This window comes from Flavonifractor sp. An112 (assembly GCF_002161085.1).
GTDB lineage: Bacteria > Bacillota > Clostridia > Oscillospirales > Oscillospiraceae > Flavonifractor > Flavonifractor avicola.
Map to the genome: position 1 here is coordinate 64,834 of NZ_NFLU01000007.1, position 21,100 is coordinate 85,933.

At 58.4% G+C, this 21,100-nt stretch carries 19 protein-coding genes and 1 tRNA gene; 10 read left to right on the forward strand and 10 right to left on the reverse strand.

What is annotated here, in order from left to right; genetic code table 11:
• Positions 1 to 88 precede the first annotated feature (88 nt).
• A complete protein-coding gene (locus B5E56_RS07855; protein ID WP_087189254.1) occupies positions 89 to 259 on the reverse strand; it encodes a DUF362 domain-containing protein in 171 nt (56 codons plus the stop codon).
• Between the two features lie 328 nt (positions 260 to 587).
• Between B5E56_RS07855 and B5E56_RS07860 the strand changes: the two genes are divergently transcribed.
• The 3 genes from B5E56_RS07860 (at position 588) to malQ (ending at position 5,161) form a co-directional block, all read left to right on the forward strand.
• Positions 588 to 3,080, forward strand: coding sequence for an ATP-dependent Clp protease ATP-binding subunit (locus B5E56_RS07860; protein ID WP_087389274.1), 2,493 nt, complete (start codon positions 588 to 590; stop codon positions 3,078 to 3,080).
• On the forward strand, positions 3,065 to 3,580 hold the full coding sequence (locus tag B5E56_RS07865) for a DUF4358 domain-containing protein (protein ID WP_087389275.1): 516 nt from the start codon (positions 3,065 to 3,067) through the stop codon (positions 3,578 to 3,580). The genes B5E56_RS07860 and B5E56_RS07865 overlap by 16 nt, the downstream gene beginning before the upstream one ends.
• Positions 3,581 to 3,682: 102 nt before the next feature.
• Complete coding sequence (gene malQ, locus B5E56_RS07870; RefSeq protein ID WP_087389276.1) at positions 3,683 to 5,161, forward strand: 4-alpha-glucanotransferase; 1,479 nt, start codon at positions 3,683 to 3,685, stop codon at positions 5,159 to 5,161.
• A gap of 52 nt (positions 5,162 to 5,213) precedes the next feature.
• On the opposite strand, the gene B5E56_RS07875 is transcribed toward malQ, so the two are convergent.
• Positions 5,214 to 6,257 carry an HAAS signaling domain-containing protein gene (locus tag B5E56_RS07875; RefSeq protein WP_087389277.1) on the reverse strand — a complete coding sequence of 348 codons (1,044 nt, stop codon included), beginning with the start codon at positions 6,255 to 6,257 and terminating at the stop codon, positions 5,214 to 5,216.
• Positions 6,250 to 6,576, reverse strand: a complete 327-nt coding sequence (locus B5E56_RS07880; RefSeq protein ID WP_087265538.1) for a PadR family transcriptional regulator — start codon at positions 6,574 to 6,576, stop codon at positions 6,250 to 6,252. The genes B5E56_RS07875 and B5E56_RS07880 overlap by 8 nt, the downstream gene beginning before the upstream one ends.
• A 249-nt stretch (positions 6,577 to 6,825) precedes the next feature.
• Here B5E56_RS07880 and B5E56_RS07885 point away from each other — a divergent pair, with 249 nt between their 5' ends.
• The 4 genes from B5E56_RS07885 to B5E56_RS07900 all read left to right on the forward strand — a co-directional run bounded on the left by B5E56_RS07885 (position 6,826) and on the right by B5E56_RS07900 (position 13,087).
• Positions 6,826 to 9,762 (forward strand): acyl-CoA dehydratase activase, encoded by a 2,937-nt coding sequence (locus B5E56_RS07885; protein WP_087389278.1) that lies wholly within the window; start codon positions 6,826 to 6,828, stop codon positions 9,760 to 9,762.
• Between the two features lie 19 nt (positions 9,763 to 9,781).
• On the forward strand, positions 9,782 to 11,092 hold the full coding sequence (locus B5E56_RS07890; protein ID WP_087389279.1) for a 2-hydroxyacyl-CoA dehydratase: 1,311 nt from the start codon (positions 9,782 to 9,784) through the stop codon (positions 11,090 to 11,092).
• Positions 11,085 to 11,648 (forward strand): GNAT family N-acetyltransferase, encoded by a 564-nt coding sequence (locus B5E56_RS07895; protein ID WP_087389280.1) that lies wholly within the window; start codon positions 11,085 to 11,087, stop codon positions 11,646 to 11,648. Before B5E56_RS07890 ends, B5E56_RS07895 begins: the two co-directional genes overlap by 8 nt.
• A 98-nt stretch (positions 11,649 to 11,746) precedes the next feature.
• Positions 11,747 to 13,087: an MATE family efflux transporter gene (locus B5E56_RS07900; RefSeq protein ID WP_087389281.1), complete on the forward strand. Its 1,341-nt coding sequence runs from the start codon at positions 11,747 to 11,749 to the stop codon at positions 13,085 to 13,087.
• A 54-nt stretch (positions 13,088 to 13,141) separates the two neighbouring features.
• Here B5E56_RS07900 and B5E56_RS07905 read toward each other — a convergent pair whose 3' ends face one another.
• The 3 genes from B5E56_RS07905 to B5E56_RS07915 are packed head-to-tail and all read right to left on the reverse strand — an operon-like array spanning position 13,142 to position 16,097.
• A complete protein-coding gene (locus B5E56_RS07905) occupies positions 13,142 to 14,365 on the reverse strand; it encodes an aspartate kinase (RefSeq protein WP_087189413.1) in 1,224 nt (407 codons plus the stop codon).
• A 52-nt stretch (positions 14,366 to 14,417) separates the two neighbouring features.
• The gene (locus B5E56_RS07910; protein WP_087389282.1) at positions 14,418 to 15,629 is read right to left on the reverse strand and encodes a homoserine dehydrogenase; all 1,212 of its coding nucleotides are present in this window, start codon (positions 15,627 to 15,629) and stop codon (positions 14,418 to 14,420) included.
• Positions 15,630 to 15,656: 27 nt separating this feature from the next.
• Positions 15,657 to 16,097, reverse strand: a complete 441-nt coding sequence (locus B5E56_RS07915) for an ACT domain-containing protein (protein WP_087189411.1) — start codon at positions 16,095 to 16,097, stop codon at positions 15,657 to 15,659.
• A gap of 174 nt (positions 16,098 to 16,271) precedes the next feature.
• On the opposite strand from B5E56_RS07915, the gene ytvI reads away from it, so the two are divergent.
• Positions 16,272 to 17,354, forward strand: coding sequence for a sporulation integral membrane protein YtvI (gene ytvI, locus B5E56_RS07920; protein ID WP_087389283.1), 1,083 nt, complete (start codon positions 16,272 to 16,274; stop codon positions 17,352 to 17,354).
• A 32-nt stretch (positions 17,355 to 17,386) separates the two neighbouring features.
• Here the strand turns inward: ytvI and B5E56_RS07925 are convergent, their stop codons facing one another.
• Together B5E56_RS07925 and B5E56_RS07930 are read right to left on the reverse strand one after the other, a co-directional pair.
• The gene (locus B5E56_RS07925; protein WP_087189409.1) at positions 17,387 to 17,776 is read right to left on the reverse strand and encodes a PaaI family thioesterase; all 390 of its coding nucleotides are present in this window, start codon (positions 17,774 to 17,776) and stop codon (positions 17,387 to 17,389) included.
• A 10-nt stretch (positions 17,777 to 17,786) separates the two neighbouring features.
• Positions 17,787 to 18,356, reverse strand: coding sequence for a xanthine phosphoribosyltransferase (locus B5E56_RS07930; RefSeq protein WP_087189408.1), 570 nt, complete (start codon positions 18,354 to 18,356; stop codon positions 17,787 to 17,789).
• Between the two features lie 155 nt (positions 18,357 to 18,511).
• Here B5E56_RS07930 and B5E56_RS07935 point away from each other — a divergent pair.
• Positions 18,512 to 18,600 (forward strand) — tRNA-Ser (locus B5E56_RS07935).
• Between the two features lie 173 nt (positions 18,601 to 18,773).
• Here the strand turns inward: B5E56_RS07935 and B5E56_RS07940 are convergent.
• Together B5E56_RS07940 and B5E56_RS07945 are read right to left on the reverse strand one after the other, a co-directional pair.
• Positions 18,774 to 19,145 (reverse strand): hypothetical protein, encoded by a 372-nt coding sequence (locus B5E56_RS07940; RefSeq protein WP_087389284.1) that lies wholly within the window; start codon positions 19,143 to 19,145, stop codon positions 18,774 to 18,776.
• Between the two features lie 79 nt (positions 19,146 to 19,224).
• Positions 19,225 to 19,602 carry a DUF5655 domain-containing protein gene (locus tag B5E56_RS07945; protein ID WP_087389285.1) on the reverse strand — a complete coding sequence of 126 codons (378 nt, stop codon included), beginning with the start codon at positions 19,600 to 19,602 and terminating at the stop codon, positions 19,225 to 19,227.
• Positions 19,603 to 19,762: 160 nt separating this feature from the next.
• On the opposite strand from B5E56_RS07945, the gene dinB reads away from it, so the two are divergent.
• A complete protein-coding gene (gene dinB, locus B5E56_RS07950) occupies positions 19,763 to 21,001 on the forward strand; it encodes a DNA polymerase IV (RefSeq protein ID WP_087389286.1) in 1,239 nt (412 codons plus the stop codon).
• The last annotated feature ends 99 nt before the right edge of the window (positions 21,002 to 21,100 follow it).

A 21,100-nucleotide genomic window follows, 5' to 3' on the forward strand; every position in this document is an offset into this window, starting at 1 on the left:
CCTTACCGGCCCCAATGTGGATTTGGTATGGAAGTAAAAACAGCGGCATACCAGTGGTATGCCGCTGTTTTCTTACGTAGTGCGTCAATTAGCCCTGGGAAATAGCACCCGTGGGGCAGGTGTCGGCACAAGTACCGCAATCGATGCAGGAACCGGCGTCGATCACGTAGTGGTCATCGCCCTGAGCGATAGCACCGACGGGGCAAGCGCCCTCGCAAGCGCCACAGCTCACGCAAGCGTCGCTGATGACATAGGCCATTGGATACACCTCCAAACTTCAAAGCTAACGATATTGTATCATAACTTTTCAAAATTGCAATGCTAAAATGTGTGTACCATGGGTATATTTTTTTCTGGCGGGAAAAATGATAACTGCGATGCGCAGCCGGAAGGGAGCGATCCGATGGACAGAACATCGAGGTTCCGCATGGAAGCGGCAGGGGATCTGACCCCTGAGCTGAACGGGGCTCCGTGCAGCGGGGCCCATCCGCATAGAACAAAGGAAAAGGGGCGTGGCACAAGGTATGAAGCCCGTCAAGAAAAAACGCAGGCTCTTCCCCTGGAGGAAGGGATGGCGAAGCGCCGGCATGAATGAGACCCGGTTTACCCAGCGGGCCCAGGCCGCGCTTCGGCTGGCTCAGGAGAGCGCGGCGGAGCTGGGCCATGGCTATGTGGGCAGCGAGCACCTGCTGCTGGGGCTGGCTGGGGAGGGCCGTGGCGTGGCCTCCAAGGTGCTTTTGGCCGCCGGCCTGGAGCCGGAGAAGCTGAAAAAGACCGTGGCCCAGCTGGTGGGGGTGGGTACGCCGGGCGCTGCCCCCTCCCAGGGACTGACCCCCCGGTGCAAGAAGATCATTGAACTCTCCCTCACCGAGGCGGTGCGGCTGGGCCACCAGTATGTGGGCACGGAGCACTTGCTGCTGGGTATCCTACGGGAGGGGGACGGCGTGGCGGTCCGGGTGCTGGACGCCGCTGGGGTGGAGCCCCGCCGTCTGCGGGGCGACCTGTCCGCCGCCATGGGAGGGGAGGCGCCGCCGCCTCCCTCCTTTCGGGGCAGCGGGAAGCCCCGTACCGAGCGGGATTATCCCGGCGAGTCCAAGGTGCTGGAGCAGTTTGCACGGGACCTGACCCGGTTGGCGGCTGGCGGTCAGCTGGACCCGGTGGTGGGGCGGGACAAGGAGATCCGGCGGGTGATCCAGATCCTGTCCCGGCGGCAGAAGAACAACCCTGCCCTCATCGGCGAACCTGGCGTGGGCAAGACGGCGGTGGCCGAAGGCCTGGCCCGAATGATGGTGGCCGGAGAGGTACCGGAGGAGCTGCAGCGCAAGCGGCTCATCTCCCTGGACCTGTCTGCCATGGTGGCGGGGACCAAGTACCGGGGCGAGTTTGAGGAACGGGTCAAAAACGTCATGTCCGAGGTTCGACGGGTGGGGGATGTAATCCTCTTCATTGACGAGCTCCATAACATTGTAGGGGCAGGCTCCGCCGAGGGGGCCATCGACGCGGCCAATATCATCAAGCCTGCTCTGGGCCGGGGAGAGATCCAGGTCATCGGCGCCACAACCACCGAGGAGTACCGCAAATATATTGAGAAGGACGCGGCTCTGGAGCGGCGGTTTCAGCCGGTACTGGTGGGAGAGCCTGATCAGAAGACGGCGGAGGCCATCCTCTTTGGCCTGCGGGATCGGTATGAGGCCCACCACCGCATCACCATCAGCGATGGGGCGATCACCGCTGCCGTGGCCCTGTCCAGCCGATATATCGGGGACCGCCGCCTGCCTGACAAGGCCATCGATCTCATGGATGAGGCGGCGGCCCGGGTGCGGCTGGACCGGCTGGCGGCTCCTCCCGATCTGCGGGAACTGGAGAGCAAGGTGGCCCGGGCCAGAGGGGAAAAGGAGGAGGCCATCCGCAGCCAGGACTTTGAGAAGGCCGCCATGCTCCGGGACGCGGAGGAGGATTTCCGCCGGGAGCTGGACCAGCAGAAGGCCCTGTGGCGGGCAGGCCAGAATACCGGCGCCGTGACCGCCGAGGATATAGCGGCGGTGGTATCGGGGTGGACCGGCATCCCGGTCACCACCCTGACCCAGGCCGAGAGCGATCGCCTGCTCAAGCTGGAGGAGGACCTCCACCGCCGGGTGGTGGGACAGGAGGAAGCCGTCAAGGCGGTGGCTCGGGCGGTGCGCCGGGGCCGGGTGGGCTTGAAGGAGCCGGAGCGGCCCACTGGCTGCTTCCTGTTCCTGGGTCCCACCGGCGTGGGTAAGACGGAACTGAGCCGTGCCCTGGCGGGGGCCCTCTTCGGCAGCGAGGAAGCCCTGTTTCGATTTGATATGTCGGAGTATATGGAAAAGCACGCCATCTCCCGGCTCATCGGCTCCCCGCCGGGCTATGTAGGCCATGAGGAGGGAGGACAGCTCACCGAGAAGGTGCGGCGGCGGCCTTACTGCGTGGTGCTCTTTGATGAGATCGAGAAGGCTCACCCTGACGTGTGGGGCATTCTGCTCCAGATCATGGAGGACGGTGTGGTCACCGACTCCCAGGGCCGCAAAGCCGACTTCCGCAACGCGGTGGTGGTGCTTACCTCCAACGTAGGTGCGGCCAAGATTACCGCAAAGGGCAGCAAACTGGGCTTTTCCGCTGCCGAGCACCGGGACGGTGAGACCCGCACCCCGGAGGAATTGCGCAGTGCAGTGCTGGAGGATTTGAAAAAGGTATTTCGACCGGAATTTCTCAACCGTCTGGACGAGACCATCGTCTTTACCCAGCTGGGCCGCAGCGAAATCAAAGCCATTGCCTGCCGCCTGCTGTCCCAGGTGGGGGAGCGGCTCAAAGCCCTTGGGGTGACGCTCACCTGGACTGACGGGGCGCTGGAGGTGCTGGCCAGGCTGGGATTCGACCCTGACTATGGGGCACGGCCCCTTCGCCGGGCCATCCGTACCCAAATAGAGGACCCGGCAGCCGAACTGCTGCTGGGCGGCAAGGTAGGCCGGGGAGATACCCTGGTGGTGGATCAGACCGGTAAAAGTCTGACCCTGCACAGACAGGAAGCAGAAAAGGAGAAGGAACCATGCGAAAACAACTGATGATCCCTCTGGCGCTTCTGATGCTCGTCATGGCGGGCTGCGGAGACAAACAGGAGGAGAAAAAAGACCTGACGGCGGAGGAAAGGACTGTGCTCTATCAATCCGCCATTGAAAACGCCAGGGATGCGGAAATGAACGAGGCGGTGCCTGCCATAACCTCGGAAGAGGCGGATCTGGCTCCCGCCATCTTTGGCCTGATTGGTGTGACGGAGGAGGATATGCAGGCCTATGCCATTGCCATCTCTCCCGTCAATGTCAAGGCCTATGGCATTGCGGCCATTCTGCCCGCCGAGGGCCGGGAGGCCGTGGTGGTGGATGGATTGCAGGCCTTTATTGACCGACAGAAGAGCAATTTCCAGACCTACCTGGCCGATCAGTATGCTATCGCGGAAAAAGCCAGGCTGGAAACCCTGGAGGACGGCACAGTGCTGATGGTTATGTGTGAGGATTCCGACCAGGTGCTGGACACCATTAAAACGGCCATAGAGGCCGGTACCTGATCAGAGGGCAACCCTTGAAAGCCGCGGCTTTCAAGGGTTGCGGCTTTTTCGGGGATGTAATATAATAGGAACGTCCGTAATCAATGAAGTGGAGGCCTGTTTATGCAAGCAAGAGCCAGCGGGATCCTGCTTCCCGTATTCTCCCTGCCGGGGCCTTACGGCATCGGCACGCTGGGCAAGCCGGCCCGGCAGTTTATCGACTTTTTGGCGGCTGGAGGCCAGAAATTCTGGCAGATCCTGCCTCTGGTACCGCCGGGCGGGGGTAATTCCCCTTATATGTCCCCCTCGTCCTTTGCCGGAAACCCCCTGTTTCTGGATCTGGATGAGCTGGCGGAGGAGGGACTGCTGACCCAGGACGAGCTGCGGTCTGCCTGCCGGGACAATCCGGACCGGGTGGATTATGCCTGGCTTCACGAGACGCGGCTGCCTCTGCTGCGGAAGGCGTTTGAGCGGGGACGTGCAAAGTATGCCGCTCAGCTCAAGGAATTTGAAGAACAGGAGGGGGACTGGCTGCCCGATTACGCCCTCTTTTTGGCCCTGAAGGACCACTTCAGTGGCAAGGAGCTGGCCGACTGGCCTGACGAGGCCCGGCTGCGCCGGCCCAGGGCCATGGAGCAGTACCGGGCGGAGCTGGCGGAGGAGTGCGCCTTCCAGGTGTTCCTGCAATATCTGTTCTTCCAACAGTGGAAGGCGGTCAAGACCTACGCCAACGCCAAGGGTATCTCCATCATCGGGGACCTGCCCATCTATGTCTCCCCCGACAGCGCCGAGGTGTGGGGCAATCCGGAGCTCTTCCAGCTCAAGAAGGATATGCGGCCCTCCGGCGTGGCCGGTGTGCCGCCGGACGCTTTTTCCGACAAGGGCCAGCACTGGGGCAACCCCCTGTACGACTGGGATTACCACAAAAAGACCAAATTTGCCTGGTGGAAGCGCCGGGGCGCCCACATGGCCCGGCTGTACGACGTGGTGCGCATCGACCACTTCCGGGCCTTCCACACCTACTGGGCTATCCCGGAGGACGCCAAGGACGCCCGGGAGGGCCACTGGGAGAAGGGGCCGGGCAACGACCTGTTGGACGTGCTGAAAAACGTACCCGGCCTGGCCCTCATCGCTGAGGATCTGGGGGACCTGGACGCCGACGCCCTGGCCTACATCGCCCAGAGCGGCCTGCCTGGCATGAAGGTGCTGGTCTATGCCTTCGACCCGGTGGGGGAGAGCGCCTATCTGCCCCACAACTGCCCCCGGGACGCGGTAATGTATACCGGCACCCACGACACCCCCACCTTTGTGCAGTGGCTCTTTACCGAGGCCAACCCGGCCGAGCGGCAGTACGCCTTCGACTACCTGCGGCTGCGGGAGGACGAGGGCTTCGGCTGGGGCGCGGTGTGCGGGGCCTGGATGTCCCCCTGCCGTCTGGCCATCGCCCCCTTCCAGGATCTGCTGGGCCTAGGCGGGGACGCCCGGGTCAACGCCCCCGGCACTTTGGGAAATCAGAACTGGTCCTGGCGGGTGCGTGTGGATGCGCTCAATCCGACCGTGTCCGGCAAACTGGCCAGAATCACCCGTACTTATCGGAGATAAAGAAAGAACTGCCTGCCGCAGTCCTGCGGCAGGCAGTTCTTTATAGAGAGGCTTATTGAAACTCCAGACTGAGATCTCCGGTGCCACTGCTCAGAGAGAGCATCTTATTGCCGTCGCCGCCGGTCAGTAGGAAGGGGGACATGATTTCTCCGTTCAGACGGATGTCGCCGGTGCCTGTGCTCAACTGCCAGGAGTAATCGGACTGGTCGTCTGTTATCTCCAGGGTTACGTTGCCTGTCCCGGCGGTAAGGTCGGCCTTATCTGCGGGAGCGGCTAGTTTCAGTTCCACATTGCCCACACCGGCGGAGAGATCGGCCACCCCTAATGAGGCCAACACATCCAGATTGCCAACGCCGGTTTCCGCTTTCAACTTTCCGCTGACAGCGCAGCCACTCCAGTCCAGAGAACCAACGCCCAAAGCCAGCTCCGCCCGATCCAGTGCGATCCCTTCCGGAATGGTCACATACACCAGAATGTCCGCAGAGCTTTGATCGGGAAGAACATCGGTGGGATTCGAGGTACTCCAGACAGAAAGAATGCCGTTGCGGTTGCGGTAGTTCAGCTGGTAGGAGTCCTCCGAGGTATCTTGGCTCTGGTTGACCAGACGAATGCTCCAGTTGCTGCCTGTTCTGATTTGAACGGAGGCCACCGCAACATCCAGCTCCAGTGCATCGAAGGGGGACAGCTCTACCGATAGATCAGAATCCTCTGAAACGAGAACGGGGGTGTTAGATTCAGAAACGGTAGGTGTGAGGGAATCATCGGTCCTGAGCGCCAGAAGCAGAGTGGAGGGCAGCACAAAGATGACCAGTATGATCCCAATCACGATGGAGATGATCAGCGGAGCTGCCCGTCGCCGCCGTCCGGCGGAAGCAGGGGGTGGGGTAGAGACCTGTCGGGCGCTTTCTCCTGCGTCCTTGAGTACCTGCTCCGCTACCGAGGCGGGGGAGCCCAGACGTCCGGAAACGGTCTCCTCATCCTCTTCGGAATCGGCAAAATAGGCCTCATAGTAGGAGAGCACATCGTCCAGTTCCTCCGGCGGCAGCTTGCCCGCCAGAATGTCATGCAGTTCTTTTAAAAATTCTGCCTTATTCATGGTTCTCCTCCTTTTCCCCCAGCAGAAGCGCCTCGATCTGGCTGCGGTAGCGTACCCATTCCTCTCGATAACCGGACAACAGCGCCCGGCCGGCCGGTGTGATGGCGTAATAGCGCCGGTTGCGGCCCTGAAAGGGCTTGTCGTAGACGGTGAGGCAGCCGCTCTGCTGCAGCCGCCTGAGGACGGGGTATAGGGTGGATTCCGATAGCTCCACCTGTTCTTTCATGCGCTGGGTCAGACGGTAGCCATAAGTGTCCCCCTCATCCAGAACCGCCAGTACACAGGCATCCAGCAGAGGAGCGCCCAAAGGAAAGGTCATATCCAAGCCCTCCTTTCATTCTGACTAATATTATATGACGTATAATATTGCTTGTCAACATAGATGTTGCGGTCAGAAGGCGTTGGTAAAAATGCGTCAGCGGCCAGGGATGGGGGATGGATTTTTAGGCACAATTCTTTCCGGATACGGAACATCCTGTATTTTCGAGGTTTGGTCTTGTAAAAAAATTTTTTTTGTTATATTATGATGAATACGAAATTCTTTATAATAAGGATACCAGGTGAATCTATGAGTCTGCGGATTGGAATTGACATTGGTTCCACCACGGTAAAAGTGGTGGTGTTGGACGAGAAGAACAAGCTGCTCTTCCGCTCTTATGAACGGCACTACTCCAAGGCCAGAGAGCGGGCAGCGGAGACTCTGCGTTCCATCGAAGAAAAGCTGCGGGGCCAGCAGGTGCGTATTGCCATCACCGGCTCCGCCGGTCTGGGCGTGGCCAAAGCGGCGGACATCGACTTCGTGCAGGAGGTGTACGCCACCGCTGCCGCTGTCAACACCTACATACCGGATACGGATGCCGTCATCGAGCTGGGCGGCGAGGACGCCAAGATCATCTTCTTTGGCGGTGCACTGGAGGAGCGGATGAACGGCTCCTGTGCCGGCGGTACCGGTGCTTTTATCGATCAGATGGCCACTCTGATGAACGTCACGGTAAACGAGTTGGATGAACTCTCTCTCAAACATGAGAAGATCTATCCCATTGCCTCCCGCTGCGGCGTGTTTGCCAAGAGTGACATCCAGCCTATCCTGAACCAGGGCGGACGGAAAGAGGACGTAGCGGCCTCTATCTTCCAGGCGGTGGTGGACCAGACGGTGGCCGGTCTGACCCAGGGCCGTGAGCTCAAGGGTAAGATCGTCTTTCTGGGCGGCCCCCTCCACTTCCTGCAGGGCCTGCGTCAGCGCTTTGTGGAGACCCTGAAGCTGGACGAGGCCCATGCCATTTTCCCGGAGGATGGCGATTGCTTTGCCGGCATCGGCGCGGCCCTGTGCGCCACCGATTTTGCCGAGTGCTCCTTTGACGAGATGCTGGACCGGCTGGAGAAGAGCGTGGACAATGTGGGCCTGGTGGATACCATGCCGCCTCTGTTCCAGGACCAGGCCGAGTATGATGCCTTCCTGGCCCGCCACAATGCCATGCATCCCCCGGAGGTGGACATCAACACCTATTCCGGCGATGCCTGGCTGGGAATTGACGCCGGCTCCACCACCACCAAGATGGTGCTGATCACCGCCGACGGCGGTCTGCTGTATACCTACTACCACTCCAACCTGGGCAACCCGGTGGCCATTGTGCTGGACCAGCTGAAGGAGCTTTACAACCTGTGTGGTGACCGCATTGTCATTAAGGGTGCGGCTGTCACCGGCTACGGTGAGGATCTGATCAAGAACGCCTTCTCCTGCGATGCCGGTCTGGTGGAGACGGTGGCCCACTACAATGCCGCCCGTCACTTCACCCCCGACGTGGATTTTATCATCGATATCGGCGGCCAGGATATGAAGTGCTTTAAGATCCGCAACGGCGCTGTCGATTCCATTATGCTCAACGAGGCCTGCTCCTCCGGCTGTGGCTCCTTTATCGAGACCTTTGCCAAGGCACTGGGCTACAACATCGCCGACTTTTCCAAGCTGGGGCTGCTGGCCCAGCACCCGGTGAACCTGGGCTCTCGCTGCACCGTGTTCATGAACTCCTCGGTGAAGCAGGCCCAGAAGGACGGCGCCAGCGTGGAGGACATCTCCGCTGGCCTGTCCATCTCCATCGTGAAAAATGCCGTGTATAAGGTTATCCGCGCCGCCAATGCCGACGACCTGGGCAAGCACATCGTGGTACAGGGCGGTACCTTCCATAACGACGCGGTGCTGCGCGCCTTTGAGCTGGAGCTGGGCCGCAATGTGACCCGGCCCACCATCGCCGGCATCATGGGCGCTTTCGGCGCGGCACTGGCTGCCCGGGATCTCCATCTGGACAAGAGTTCCATCCTGACGGCGGAGGATCTGAAGACCTTCTCCCACACAGCCAAGCCGGTGACCTGCAACCTGTGCACCAACCACTGCTCTTTGACCGTCAACACCTTTGACGGCGGTCGGCGGTTCATCTCGGGCAACCGGTGCTCCCGGCCTCTGGGCAAGGAGCGCACCGAGAACCCCGACCTGATGCACTATAAGTACAAGCGGCTGCGGGCCCTTCACGGCAAGGGCGCCGGCAACGGCGTCCGGGGCCGGATGGGCATCCCCTTTGGCCTGAATATGTACGAGAACCTGCCCTTCTGGTTTGAGTTCTTTACCCGCCTCAACTTTGAGGTTGTGCTGTCCCCTGAGTCCTCCCGCAAGCTCTATCTAAAGGGTCAGCACACCATTCCCTCCGATACGGTGTGCTATCCCGCCAAGCTGCTCCACGGTCATGTGGAGGCCCTGGTGGAGGAGGGGGTGGACGCCATCTGGTACCCCTGTATGTCCTACAACAACGACGAGGGTATCGGTGACAACCACTATAACTGCCCGGTGGTGGCCTATTACCCTGAGCTGCTGGCTGCCAACGTGCCCATGCTCAAACAGACCAGGTTCCTCAATCCCTATGTGGGCCTGTGGCGCCATAAGGACTTTACCAAACGCATTGCCGTGATTATGGAGCAGGAGTTCAATATCCCCAAGCGGGAGACCGAGGCGGCTGCCAAGGCGGCCTACACGGCCTATGACACCTACCTCCACGATGTGCGGGAGACGGGCAAGCGATACATTGAGTATGCAAGGGCCCGTGATATGCCCATCATTGTGGCCTGCGGCCGGCCCTACCACATTGACCCGGAGATCAACCACGGGATCAATGATCTGATTACCTCTTTCGGGTTTGTGCTGGTTACCGAGGACGCCCTCAGCTATCTGGAGGGCTACGCGCCCCGAAAGGTGCTCAATCAGTGGACCTTCCAGTCCCGGATGTACAATGCCGCCCGCTATGTGTGCACCCAGCCTGATATGCAGGTGGTACAGCTGGTCAGCTTCGGCTGCGGTACTGATGCCATTACCACCGATGAGATGCGCGACATTCTGGAGAGCGGCGGTAAGCTGTACACCCAGCTGAAGATCGACGACATCAGCAATCTGGGCGCCGTTACCATCCGGGTCCGTTCTCTGATGGCGGCTATGGACGCCCGAAAGCACCAGGACTGAGAAAGGAACCTTCGTTACTATGGCAGAACTGATTTATGACAAGACGGGGCGGCTGCTGTTCACCAAGGAGATGAAGGAGGAGTATACCATCCTCTTTCCCACCATGCTGCCCGTTCACTTCGGCCTGATCGCCCGGATTATCGAGCGGGAGGGCTATAAGCTGGAGATGCTCACCACCAACCACCGCAACATCGTGGACGAGGGGCTCAAGTACGTCCACAACGACACCTGCTACCCCGCCCTGCTGGTCATCGGCCAGCTCATTGACGCAGTGAAGAGCGGCAAGTACGATCCCCACAAGGTGGCCCTGCTCATCACCCAGACTGGCGGCGGCTGCCGGGCTTCCAACTATATCCACCTGCTGCGCAAGGCTCTGGTGAAGGCGGGGCTGGAGTATATCCCCGTCATCTCCCTGAACCTGTCCGGCCTGGAGCACAACCCCGGCTTCAAGCTCAATCTGGACATCATCCGCAAGGCCATCTTCGGCCTGATGTACGGCGATATCATCGTCCAGTCGGCCAACCAGGTCCGCCCCTACGAGGTGGAGGAGGGCAAGACCGAGCGCACCATCGAGGAGGTGGAGAACCACCTGCTGGAGGAGATGGAAAAGGGCAAGGGCCTGTCCTTCAAGAGCATGGTGGAGAACTTCGACCACATCGTGGCCGCCTTCAAGGCCATCCCGGTACAGGGCGAGCCCAAGGTCCGGGTAGGCGTGGTGGGGGAGATCTACATCAAATACTCCCCCCTGGGCAACAACAATCTGGAGCAGTTCCTCCTCTCCGAGGGGGCGGAGCCGGTGGTGCCCGGCCTCACCGACTTTATCATCTTCAAGATCTATAACCGGGAAGTGGACGTGGATATCTACGGCGGGAAGCTGGCCAAAAAGGCCGCCTGCGCCGCCCTGCGCCACTACATTGAGAAGTGCCAGCGGGCCATGATTGATGCCATGAAGCGAGGCGGCTTCCGTGCCCCCGGTACCTTCCAGGATCTGCGCCGGCTCATCAAGGGCTATCTGGGCGAGGGCAACAAGATGGGGGAGGGGTGGCTGCTTACCGCCGAGATGCTGGAGCTCATCCACTCCGGCACCCCCAACATCGTTTGCACCCAGCCTTTCGGCTGCTTGCCCAACCACATCGTGGGTAAGGGCATGATCCGCAAGCTGAAGGACGACTATCCCAACTCCAACATTGTGGCCATTGACTACGACCCAGGCGCCACCAAGATCAACCAGGAGAACCGCATCAAGCTGATGCTGGCCAACGCCCGGGCTCTGGCCCGGCAGGCAGCTCAGCAGGAGCCCGAGACGGCAGGGGAAGAGGTCCATGTCTGATCCCCTGCGCTTTGTAGATGCCTGCTCAGAAGTGCATTTTGCCGCCATGAGTGCCATCCATTGCAGAGGCTGGAGGGCGGCCTATCCGGGCTTTGTGCCGGAGGACTACCTGAGCGAGGTCATCACGGAGGAGCATTGGATTCCGTTTTTCCGGGAAGACTACGCCACCAAGAGATGCAAAGGGCTTTTGCTTTACGAAAATGATATTCCTGTAGGGTGTTGTAATTACGGCCCCGTCCGCAGCGGCCCCAGTCCCCGCCAAAGCGAAGGATTGGTAATTGATTCCTCCAACTACAGCGGATGGGGTGAGGTGATTTCCCTTTACGTTGAGCCTGCCAGAACCGGTTGCGGGTATGGAGGATTGCTTCTGGAGGAGGCGGCTCGCCGCCTGAAAGAGGCAGGCTATCCAGGCTGTACGCTGTTTGTTCTGAAGGAGAATGAAGGGGCCCGCCGGTTCTATGAGCGGCACGGCTTTGCATGGGACGGCACCATTCAAAAGGTGCCCTTTCCTCATGATATGGTGTGCAATGATTTGCGGTATATCAAAACTTTATAAGTATCCAGCGGGCTGCCACGCCGCTGGAGGAGAATAGATCGGGGCGTGCGTCAGCACGCCCCGATTTTTACAGAAAGAGAATCATAGGAGGAATTTGGGTGGAAGAGAACAAGATGGCGGTGATGCCGGTACGCCGGCTGCTGATCAATATGTCCTGGCCCATGATGCTGTCCATGCTGATCCAGGCCCTGTATAATCTGGTGGACAGCCTTTTTGTGGCCAACCTGAGCCGGGACGGTTTTGAGGCGCTGGCGCTGGTATATCCGGTGCAGACGCTGATGATCTCGGTATGTGTAGGCGTAGGTGTGGGCTTCAACGCGCTGCTGGCACGCAGACTGGGGGAGCGGCGGCAGGCGGAGGCCGATCAGGTGGCGGCCAACGGCTATTTTGTCTACTTTGTCTGCTGGCTGGTCTTTCTGATCCTGGGAGTTGGTTTTGCCCGGCCTTTCCTGTGCCTGTTCTCAGATGTGCCCCAACAGATTGAATATGGAGTGCAGTACCTCTCCATTGTCACCGGCCTCTCCATCGGTGTGTGTATGCAATTTGCCGGCGAACGTACCCTGCAGGCCACAGGAGATACCGTGGGGCCCATGATTATTCAGGGTATCGGGGCGGTGGTCAACCTGATTCTGGACCCGCTGTTCATATTCGGCATCGGTCCCTTCCCCCGGCTGGAGGTTGCGGGGGCCGCTTTGGCTACCGTTCTGGGTCAAATTGTGGGCCTGGTGGCCAGCTTCTGGATGGTGCGGCGCAGCAAGGTGGTGAAACTCTCTTTCCGGGGCTTCCGGCCCAACGGGGAGATCATTCGTATTATGTTCAAGGTGGGCTTTCCTGCCATTGTCATGCAGTCGCTGTCCAGCGTTATGAACGTTGGCATGAACCTGATCCTGCGCCTGTTTAATCCCTTTGGCGTCTTTATCCTGGGTGCTTATTACAAGATCCAGTCCTTTATCTTTATGCCGCTGTACGGCATGAACAATGCCTTGGTGCCCATCGTCAGTTTTAACTACGGCGCCAAGAGCAAGGAGCGCATCACCGGCACGGTGCGCTTTGCTATGGTGCTGACGGTAATCATTATGGGTGTGGGGACCTTGTTCCTGATTTTCCTGGCTGGACCGCTGATGACTCTGTTTGACGCCGACGGTGAGCTGCTGGCGGCTGGTGCGGTGGCCCTTCGTATGGTTGCGCTCTCCTTCCTGTTTGCCGGCATTTCCATTATCCTGTGTTCTGCGCTGCAGGCCCTGGGATCTGCCAACGCCAGTCTGCTGATTTCTTTGCTGCGGCAGGTGATTCTGCTCTTTCCGGCGGCGCTGGCCTTCGGCTGGCTATACACGGATCTGATATGGCTGGCTTTTTTGGTGGCAGAGGTGATTTCCTGCGGAGTGGCGCTGCTGCTCTATCGGGTGGTCTATCACAAAAAAATATCCGTACTGCAATAAAAAATGCTGGCCCGCGCAAATGCGCGGGCCAGCATTTTTTTATTGTATGAACGATCAGTTACCGCCAAACTCATGGAAGAAACGGTCGTGGATGACCTGCACGGCCCGATCAGCCTCAGGCAGATCCACCAGAACGGATACCTTGATCTCGCTGGTGGAGATCATATTGATATTGATCCCGGCGTTATACAGAGCTTCGAACATCTTGGCGGCCACGCCGGGATTATGGATCATGCCGGCGCCCACAATGGAGACCTTGGCAATGGAATCATTGACGTCGATATGGTCAAAGCCCAGCGCGCCCTTGTGGGCCTCCAGAATCTCCTTGGAGCGATCCATATCCTGCTTGCCCACGGTAAAGCTGATGTCCTTGGTGTTGTTGCGGCCGATGGACTGAAGGATAATATCCACGTTCACCTTCTCTTTTGCCAGCAGAGAGAAGATCTTAAAGGCGATACCGGGCTGGTCGGCCAGCCCCACAACGGCCAGACGGGCCACGTTCTTGTCGCAGGCCACCCCGCTGACGTGCATTTTTTCCATGGTTTTTGCAACCTCCTTGACTTTGGTGCCGGGCTTGCCGGAGAAGCTGGAGAGAACCTCCAGATTGACGCTGTAGCGTTTGGCCATTTCCACCGAGCGATTGTGCAGGACCTGAGCGCCCAGAGTAGCCAGTTCCAGCATTTCATCATAGGTGATCTCTTCCAGCTGGAAGGCACCGGCCACATGGCGGGGATCGGCGGTGAACACGCCGTCCACATCGGTGTAGATCTGGCACAGATCAGCGCGGAGGGCAGCGGCCAGGGCCACGGCGGAGGTGTCGGAGCCGCCCCGGCCCAGCGTGGTGATGTCGTCGTACTTGTTCAGACCCTGGAAGCCGGTGACGATGACGATGGCCTTCTTATCCAGTTCTGCCAGTACACGCTCGGTGTCCAGCCGCTTGATGCGGGCGTCTCCGTAGACGGAGTTGGTGCGGAATCCGGCCTGCCAGCCCGTCAGGGAGATGACAGGGTAGCCCATGGCTTCGATGGCCATGGCGCACAGAGAGCAGGAGATCTGCTCTCCGGTGGAGAGAAGCATATCCATCTCTCGCTTGGAGCCGTTGGGGTTAATCTCAGCGGCCTTGGCGATCAGGTCGTCGGTGGTGTCCCCCTGGGCGGAAAGCACGGCCACAACACTGTGGCCCCGGCGGTAGGTCTCGGTGATGATGCGGGCCACGTTGCGGATGCGGTCTGCATCAGCCACGGAGCTGCCGCCGAATTTCTGTACAATGAGTCCCATTGGCGTTTGTACCCCCTAAATCAGGTGAAATCTCTTACGATATCCTATGCGCTCAGTCCAGCACACGGAACACAGAGCAGGGCTTGAGCCCCGCCAGCTGGCTGTCCAGTGCGGAACGGGTCATGGACGGTGTCAGGAAAGCAAATTCATTTTCCGGTGCTCCGGCACGGGGCAGCAGAGCACAGTCGGGGAAGGCAGCCTTCACGGCCTCCAGCGTGCCCTCCACCCGGACATACCAAACGCTTTCCAGGTCGGTGGGGGGAACGGCCACATCGTCGCCGCCCTCGGCCCATACCATCCGTTTCTTGGCGTCCTTATGGCGGGCGGCATCAATGACGTCGGCCACCACGGCGGACGCAGTGGGAAGCTTACCGGCGCCCCGACCGTAGAACATGACGTCGCCGATGGCGTTGCCCTTGACGGCGATGGCGTTGAACACATCCTCCACGCCGGCCAGAGGATTCTCCACATCTACCAGGTGGGGAGCCACAAAGGCGCACACCTTTCCATCGGGGCGGCGGATGGCGCGGCCCAGCAGTTTGATCTTCTTGCCGCAGGCGTCGGCATAGGCCACATCGGCCAGCGTGACGCCGGTAATGCCCTCGGTGGGCACTTGGCTGGGATAGACGTGTCGGCCAAAAGAAAGGGAGGAGAGGATGCAGATCTTGCGGCAGGCGTCGTGTCCTTCAATGTCGGCGGTGGGATCCTGTTCGGCGTAGCCGTTCTGCTGGGCTTCCTTCAGAGCGGCATCAAAGCTGAGACCGGCCCGGATCATCCGGGTCAGGATATAGTTGGTGGTGCCGTTGAGGATGCCGGCGATCTCCTCAATCTCATTGGCGGCCAGACACTGGTTCAAGGGGCGGATAATAGGGATACCGCCGCCTACGCTGGCCTCAAACAGATAGCTGACGCCCTTCTCCTGGGCCAGCTTGAGCAGCTCACAGCCGTGCTCGGCCACCAGCTCCTTGTTGGAGGTGACCACGCTCTTTCCGGCGGCCAGAGCCCGGCGGGTGAAGTCCAGGGCTACCTTGGCGCCGCCGATGGTCTCCACCACAATGTTGACCTCAGGGTCGTTCTCGATGATGCTGAAATCGTGGATGACCTTGTCGGCAAAGGGACTGTCGGGGAAGTCCCGTACGTCCAGAATATACTTCAGGCGAATCAGATCGTCCACCTTTTTATCAATGTGAGGGCCGTTGGTGGCCAGGACCTCCGCCACACCGGAGCCTACCACGCCGAAACCCAGGATCGCTACGTTCACCATTACAATGCCTCCTTACTCCAAAGGGTATTACCCTGATATCACTTCGCTGCGCAGGACGCCTTCCACCTTCAGCAGCCGCTCCAGTAGCTCCTCCATGGAGATCTGAAGACCGGAGGTCTCGGCACCAATGGTTACTGCCGCGCAGCCGCTGACCGGGATGGCCTGGTTGATGGTTAGAATATTTCCGCCGGTGATGGCAAAGATATTCAGGACCGCGGACAATACGCCCGGCTCATCCTTCAGTACGATCTGAAAGGTGACGATCCGTCCGTGGAGCATATCGTTGAACGGCCGGACCGCATCCTTATACTTATAAAAGGCGCTACGGCTGATCCCGACCCGGCGTACGGCCTGATTGACTGCTCCGGCCTCGCCGGTTTCCAGCAGACGCTTGGCTTCCGCCACCTTCAGAAACACTTCAGGCAGCGCGCTGGCCTCTACAATGAAATAGGCTGGTGCCTTGCCCATTCTATGGACCTCCTCTTGTCCGTGACAGAAAAGCATTTGTTCTTGTATTGGAGCCTATTTTAGCACAATAAAGTCTTGGCTGCAAGGGCCAAGTTTTTCTGACGCGCCGATATCTTCCAGATTTTTGGCGAGATTTTCGTCATATTATACATAATTCGGAAGGAGGGCGTCTTTATGAGGGAGGACAGGTACCTGCGGCGTGTGATCCGCCTGTTGTGGATCGGACTGGTTTTGGCGGCGGTTTGGGCGGGCGCACGGTGGGTATTGCCCTGGTTGGCGCCCTTTTTGGTGGCCGTGGTGCTGGCATGGCTGCTGGAACCGGTTGTGAGCTGGCTTATCCGGTTCCTGCGGTTGCCCCGCCGGTGGGCGGCTGCCCTATGTGTGCTGGCTGCGGCGGGAGCGGCAGGAGGCCTTGCGGCATTGCTGGCCTGGAGGCTGTGGTATGAGCTGATGGGGTTGCTGGGACGGCTGCCGGGGCTGTTGACAGAGTTGAATGGCTGGGCAGAACAGGCGGAGGTATGGCTTTATCGTCTTTTTGTGGCGCTACCTGCGGAACTGCGGGAGCCGGCCAGACAAGCGGTGGAAGAAGCGGTCCGGGGCATTCTGGCATTTCCGTCCTGGGCAGGGGAGACCCTGGCAGAAGGGGCGGGCGGACTGCTGACTGCGCTGCCGGCCGCAGGGCTGTTTTTGTTCACTGCCTTCCTGGCGACTTATTTCCTCATGGCAGGCCGCCCCGGTCTGCAAGCGGCTGCCCAACAGTTGCCGACGGCGTGGCAGGAACGGATGAAACGCTGGCAGCGGGCAGCGTCCGGAGCGGCAGGCAGTTGGCTGCGGGCCCAGGGAATTCTCATCCTCCTTACCTTTGGAGAACTCTCTGTAGGCCTTTTGGTGCTGCGGGTGGAGCCGGCACTGCTGCTGGCCGGGATGATTGCCCTGGTGGATGCACTGCCCATTTTCGGAAGCGGAGTAGTGTTGCTGCCCTGGAGTCTGGTTTCTCTGTTGGCAGGAAGGACACCCTTAGGCCTGGGGTTGCTCCTTCTTTATGGAGCGGTCACACTGGTTCGGGGGGCACTGGAACCACGCTTGCTGGGGAAACGTATCGGGTTGCCGCCCCTGGTGTCGCTGGTCAGTATGTATGTGGGATTTCAGATCTTTGGTGTGGCAGGTATGATCCTGATGCCGGTACTGACTATGATTGCCTGGCAGATCTGGCTGGACCGGGATGTGGTGATGGATAAGAAAGAGGGACGGCCTTGAAGCCGTCCCTTGCACGCCTTATCATGAAGAACTCAGCGCTGCCCGATGCAGAAGAAGGTGAAATCACCGGTAGCCAGCAGAGCTCCGCTTTCATCTGTGATTTCAACATCAGCCTGACAGGTACTGCGGCCCCGGTGTCGGACCACGGCCCGGGCGGTTACGGTACCGCTGCGGGCGGAACGGATGAAATTCAGGCCTCCGTGCAGGGTGACGTAATTTCTTCCATCGGTACGGCAGGCGGTTCCGCAGGCGCTGTCAGCCATCGTATAATAGGCACCGCCATGAAGTAGGCCGTAAGGATTCAGGCTGTCTGGTCCCAACGTGAGTACAGACTCGCCGTGGTCTGGACCGGAAGAGCTGGAATGAATGCCGTTGAAAAGTGCAAATGCGTTAGGCAAAAGTGCGTTGGTGGTGTTTTCCATGGGGGTCTCCTTATGCTAGAATGATTTGACCGTGCTCAATGGCCTGTACAGTGGCCAGGGCTTCGACCCGGATTCCCATCCGACGCAGGACACGGCCGCCCTCCCGCATGGACTTTTCGATAGCAACGCCCACACCGGCGACTTCTCCACCCGCTTTGGATACCAGCTCCAGAAGGCTGAGCATGGTCTGTCCGTTAGAGAGGATGTCGTCGACCAACAGAACCTGATCCTCTTCGGTCAGATATTTCTTGGATACCCGCAGGGTGTAGGACTTGTCCAGAGAAAAGGAGTGGGTGTCCGCAGAGTAAACGTCAGGATCGATGTATCCGGTTTGAAATTTTTTGGCGTAGATCACCGGCACACCCAGCGCCCGGGCGGTAAAGCAGGCAAGGGCGATTCCGGAACTTTCTGCTGTCAGTACTTTTGTAATGTGCTGACCACGGTATCGCTTGGCAAGGGTGGCGCCCATACGCTCCATCAATTCCATATCCATGCAGTGGTTGAGGAACATATCCACATGGATAATGTCGCCTTCTCCCACGATCGCTTCGCTGAGTATGCGTCGTTTTAGTTCTTCCATGATCTCCTCCTGCATATATTGCCAGGTTGCTTACATACAGCACTGATTATATCTTATTTCATACCTGGCTGCAATATTGACAAGCGAACAAAAATGAGGTATCTTATACATTACGGCGCCAAACCAGATAGTGTTGGCGAAGTGAATTTAGAAATGCAGCGGTATCGAAGTGGTCATAACGGGGCTGACTCGAAATCAGTTTGCGGGCAACCGCACGAGGGTTCGAATCCCTCCCGCTGCGCCAAAGGCTCCAGAAGCAATCTGCTTTTGGAGCCTTTTTCTATCTCGACGGAGGATGCAAAGTAGAACAGCCCGTATCATTGTCCTTGGTCGTTACCTCACATACCAAGATCCGCAAAGATACCATCTGTATCTTTCTGCTTTATACACTGACATTACCGGACGTTCTGTACTGGATCAGCTTTTGCCTGAAAGATAGTACTTGATTTCCAGGGTAGATGAGTGTCCGCTGGCGGTGTCATGCAGCACGACATCATGGTCGGCCATACATTGTCTCATGGCATTACATACCATTGGCATCCTGTTTTTTAATTGCAGATTCTTATGAATATCATTTGCCTTTAGTGTAAGCTCGGTTTGCCCGCTGCTGTATGCCTGCAATTTTTGGCTTTCAATATAAGTCCGGATATCTCCTGTGGTGGTTTTGGGATTATCTCCTGCCGTATGCTCGGTGGAGGCATAGCTGATGACTTCCCGCAAAGATTTTACCTCCTCCTCGAGCTTTTGAATCCTTGAAAGAAGTTCTAAAATAATGGTGTCATAATTCATACAAACCACCTCTGTATTCTGATAGAATTCTAACACGACTTGATGAGGGTGTCAATACGGGAGAAAAGCAATTGAAGGACTATTTGAGCGCGGAAAAGACACTGGCCTCATAGATCCATCCCATTAGCTCATCGTCGATTTCATCAAGGTTTGAAATAAGCACATGGTGGGTCCAGCGGTTGGGATAGGGCTCGGTAGCCACGTCGATTCTGGGGGATTCCAGACGGTGATCCAGGCCAAAGGTGACCACAATGTAGTGGGCGGGGCGATCCTTGGCCTTGCGGACTTTGCTAAAGGAGACGCAGGAAAACATATGCCGGTTATAAAAGGAAATCTGGCTTTTCTGTACCTTGATTTGTACATCGGCAATCCGGTCCAAGATCAGGCCTTCCAACCGCTCATACAGCGGCAGCACCTCTATATCCTGCTGAAAAAACAGCAGAGCGTTTTCGTCCATGAAAACCCCTCCTTTGCTATCAGTGTATCATATCCATGCAGCCATGAACAGCGGTGTTCCCCTGGAATACAGCGAATAGAACGAATGTTTGACTTTGCGGCAAAAAAAGCATATAATAAAAAAATCAGCCGTATCTTTTTGGGAGAGGGGAGGGAAGTGCTTGGACCGGGTCATTTTTCACTGTGATTTGAATAGCTTTTACGCATCGGTGGAGCTGCTGGATCATCCGGAGTTAAAGGACAGGCCGGCGGCGGTATGTGGTGACCCGGAGAGTCGCCATGGAATCATTCTGGCCAAAAATGAGCTGGCCAAAAAGTATAAAGTACAGACGGCAGAGACCATCTGGCAGGCCAGACGGAAGTGTCCGGACCTGGTATTGCTGCCGGCCCACCACTGGAAGTATCGGGAGTATTCCAAAAAGGTGAATGCCGTCTATGAACGGTATACCGATCTGGTGGAGCCCTTCTCCATTGACGAGAGCTGGTTGGATGTGACCGGGACCCTTCATCTCTTTGGAGGGGATGGAAAGGCTTTGGCCGACCAGATTCGCCAAACTGTGCGGCAGGAATTGGGGCTGACGGTATCGGTGGGCGTTTCCTTTAATAAGGTATTTGCGAAAATGGGCAGCGACTACCGAAAACCGGACGCCACAACGGTGATCACCCGGGAAAACTTTCAACAGCTGCTCTGGCCATTGCCGGTGACCGATCTGCTCTTTGTGGGCCGTGCGGCGGCCAGGGTGCTCAATGGCTACGGGATACGCACCATTGGCGATCTGGCCCGGCTTGACCGGGAGAGCCTGGGGCAGATTCTGGGCAAGGGAGGATATACCCTCCACGACTATGCCACGGGCAGGGAACACGCCCCGGTAGTACCTGCCCGGGATATGCCAGGGCCCAAGTCGGTGGGAAACGGACTGACCTTCCCTAAAAATCTGGTGGGCTGGGAGCAGCTGCGTACGGCGCTGTCTGAGTTGGCGGACGAGGTTGCGGTCCGGCTGCGCAAGCACGGCCTCAAATGTACCACCGTACAGATCACCGTGCGTGATCCGTCCTTTAAAGATATCTGCCGCCAGAAGCGGCTTAGTGCCCCCACCTATATCTCCCGGGACCTGGCGCAGTGCGGGATGGAGCTGCTGCACAGCTGCTGGAGTGAGCGGCAGCCAGTCCGGGCCCTTACCATTACGGCCCAGAACCTGGTGGAGGAGCGGGACGCAGGGGAGCAGGTGGATCTGTTTGCCGCCGACGCCATACCCTGCCGCGATAAGCTGGAGAAGCTGGAGAAGGCCATGGATTCCATCCGGGACAAATATGGGAGGGGAGCCATCTCCATTGCTTCTGCCGTCCATCCAGCGGGAGAGCCGGACAGGGAGGACCAGCGGTTGCCGCCGGGGGACTGATATAGTTTTACAAACTATATTATAGGATGGATAAAATTATATAAAACTAAGGCGAAAATCTGAAACGCTTTTAAGCAAACTGCTGTTTTTGTATAGAGT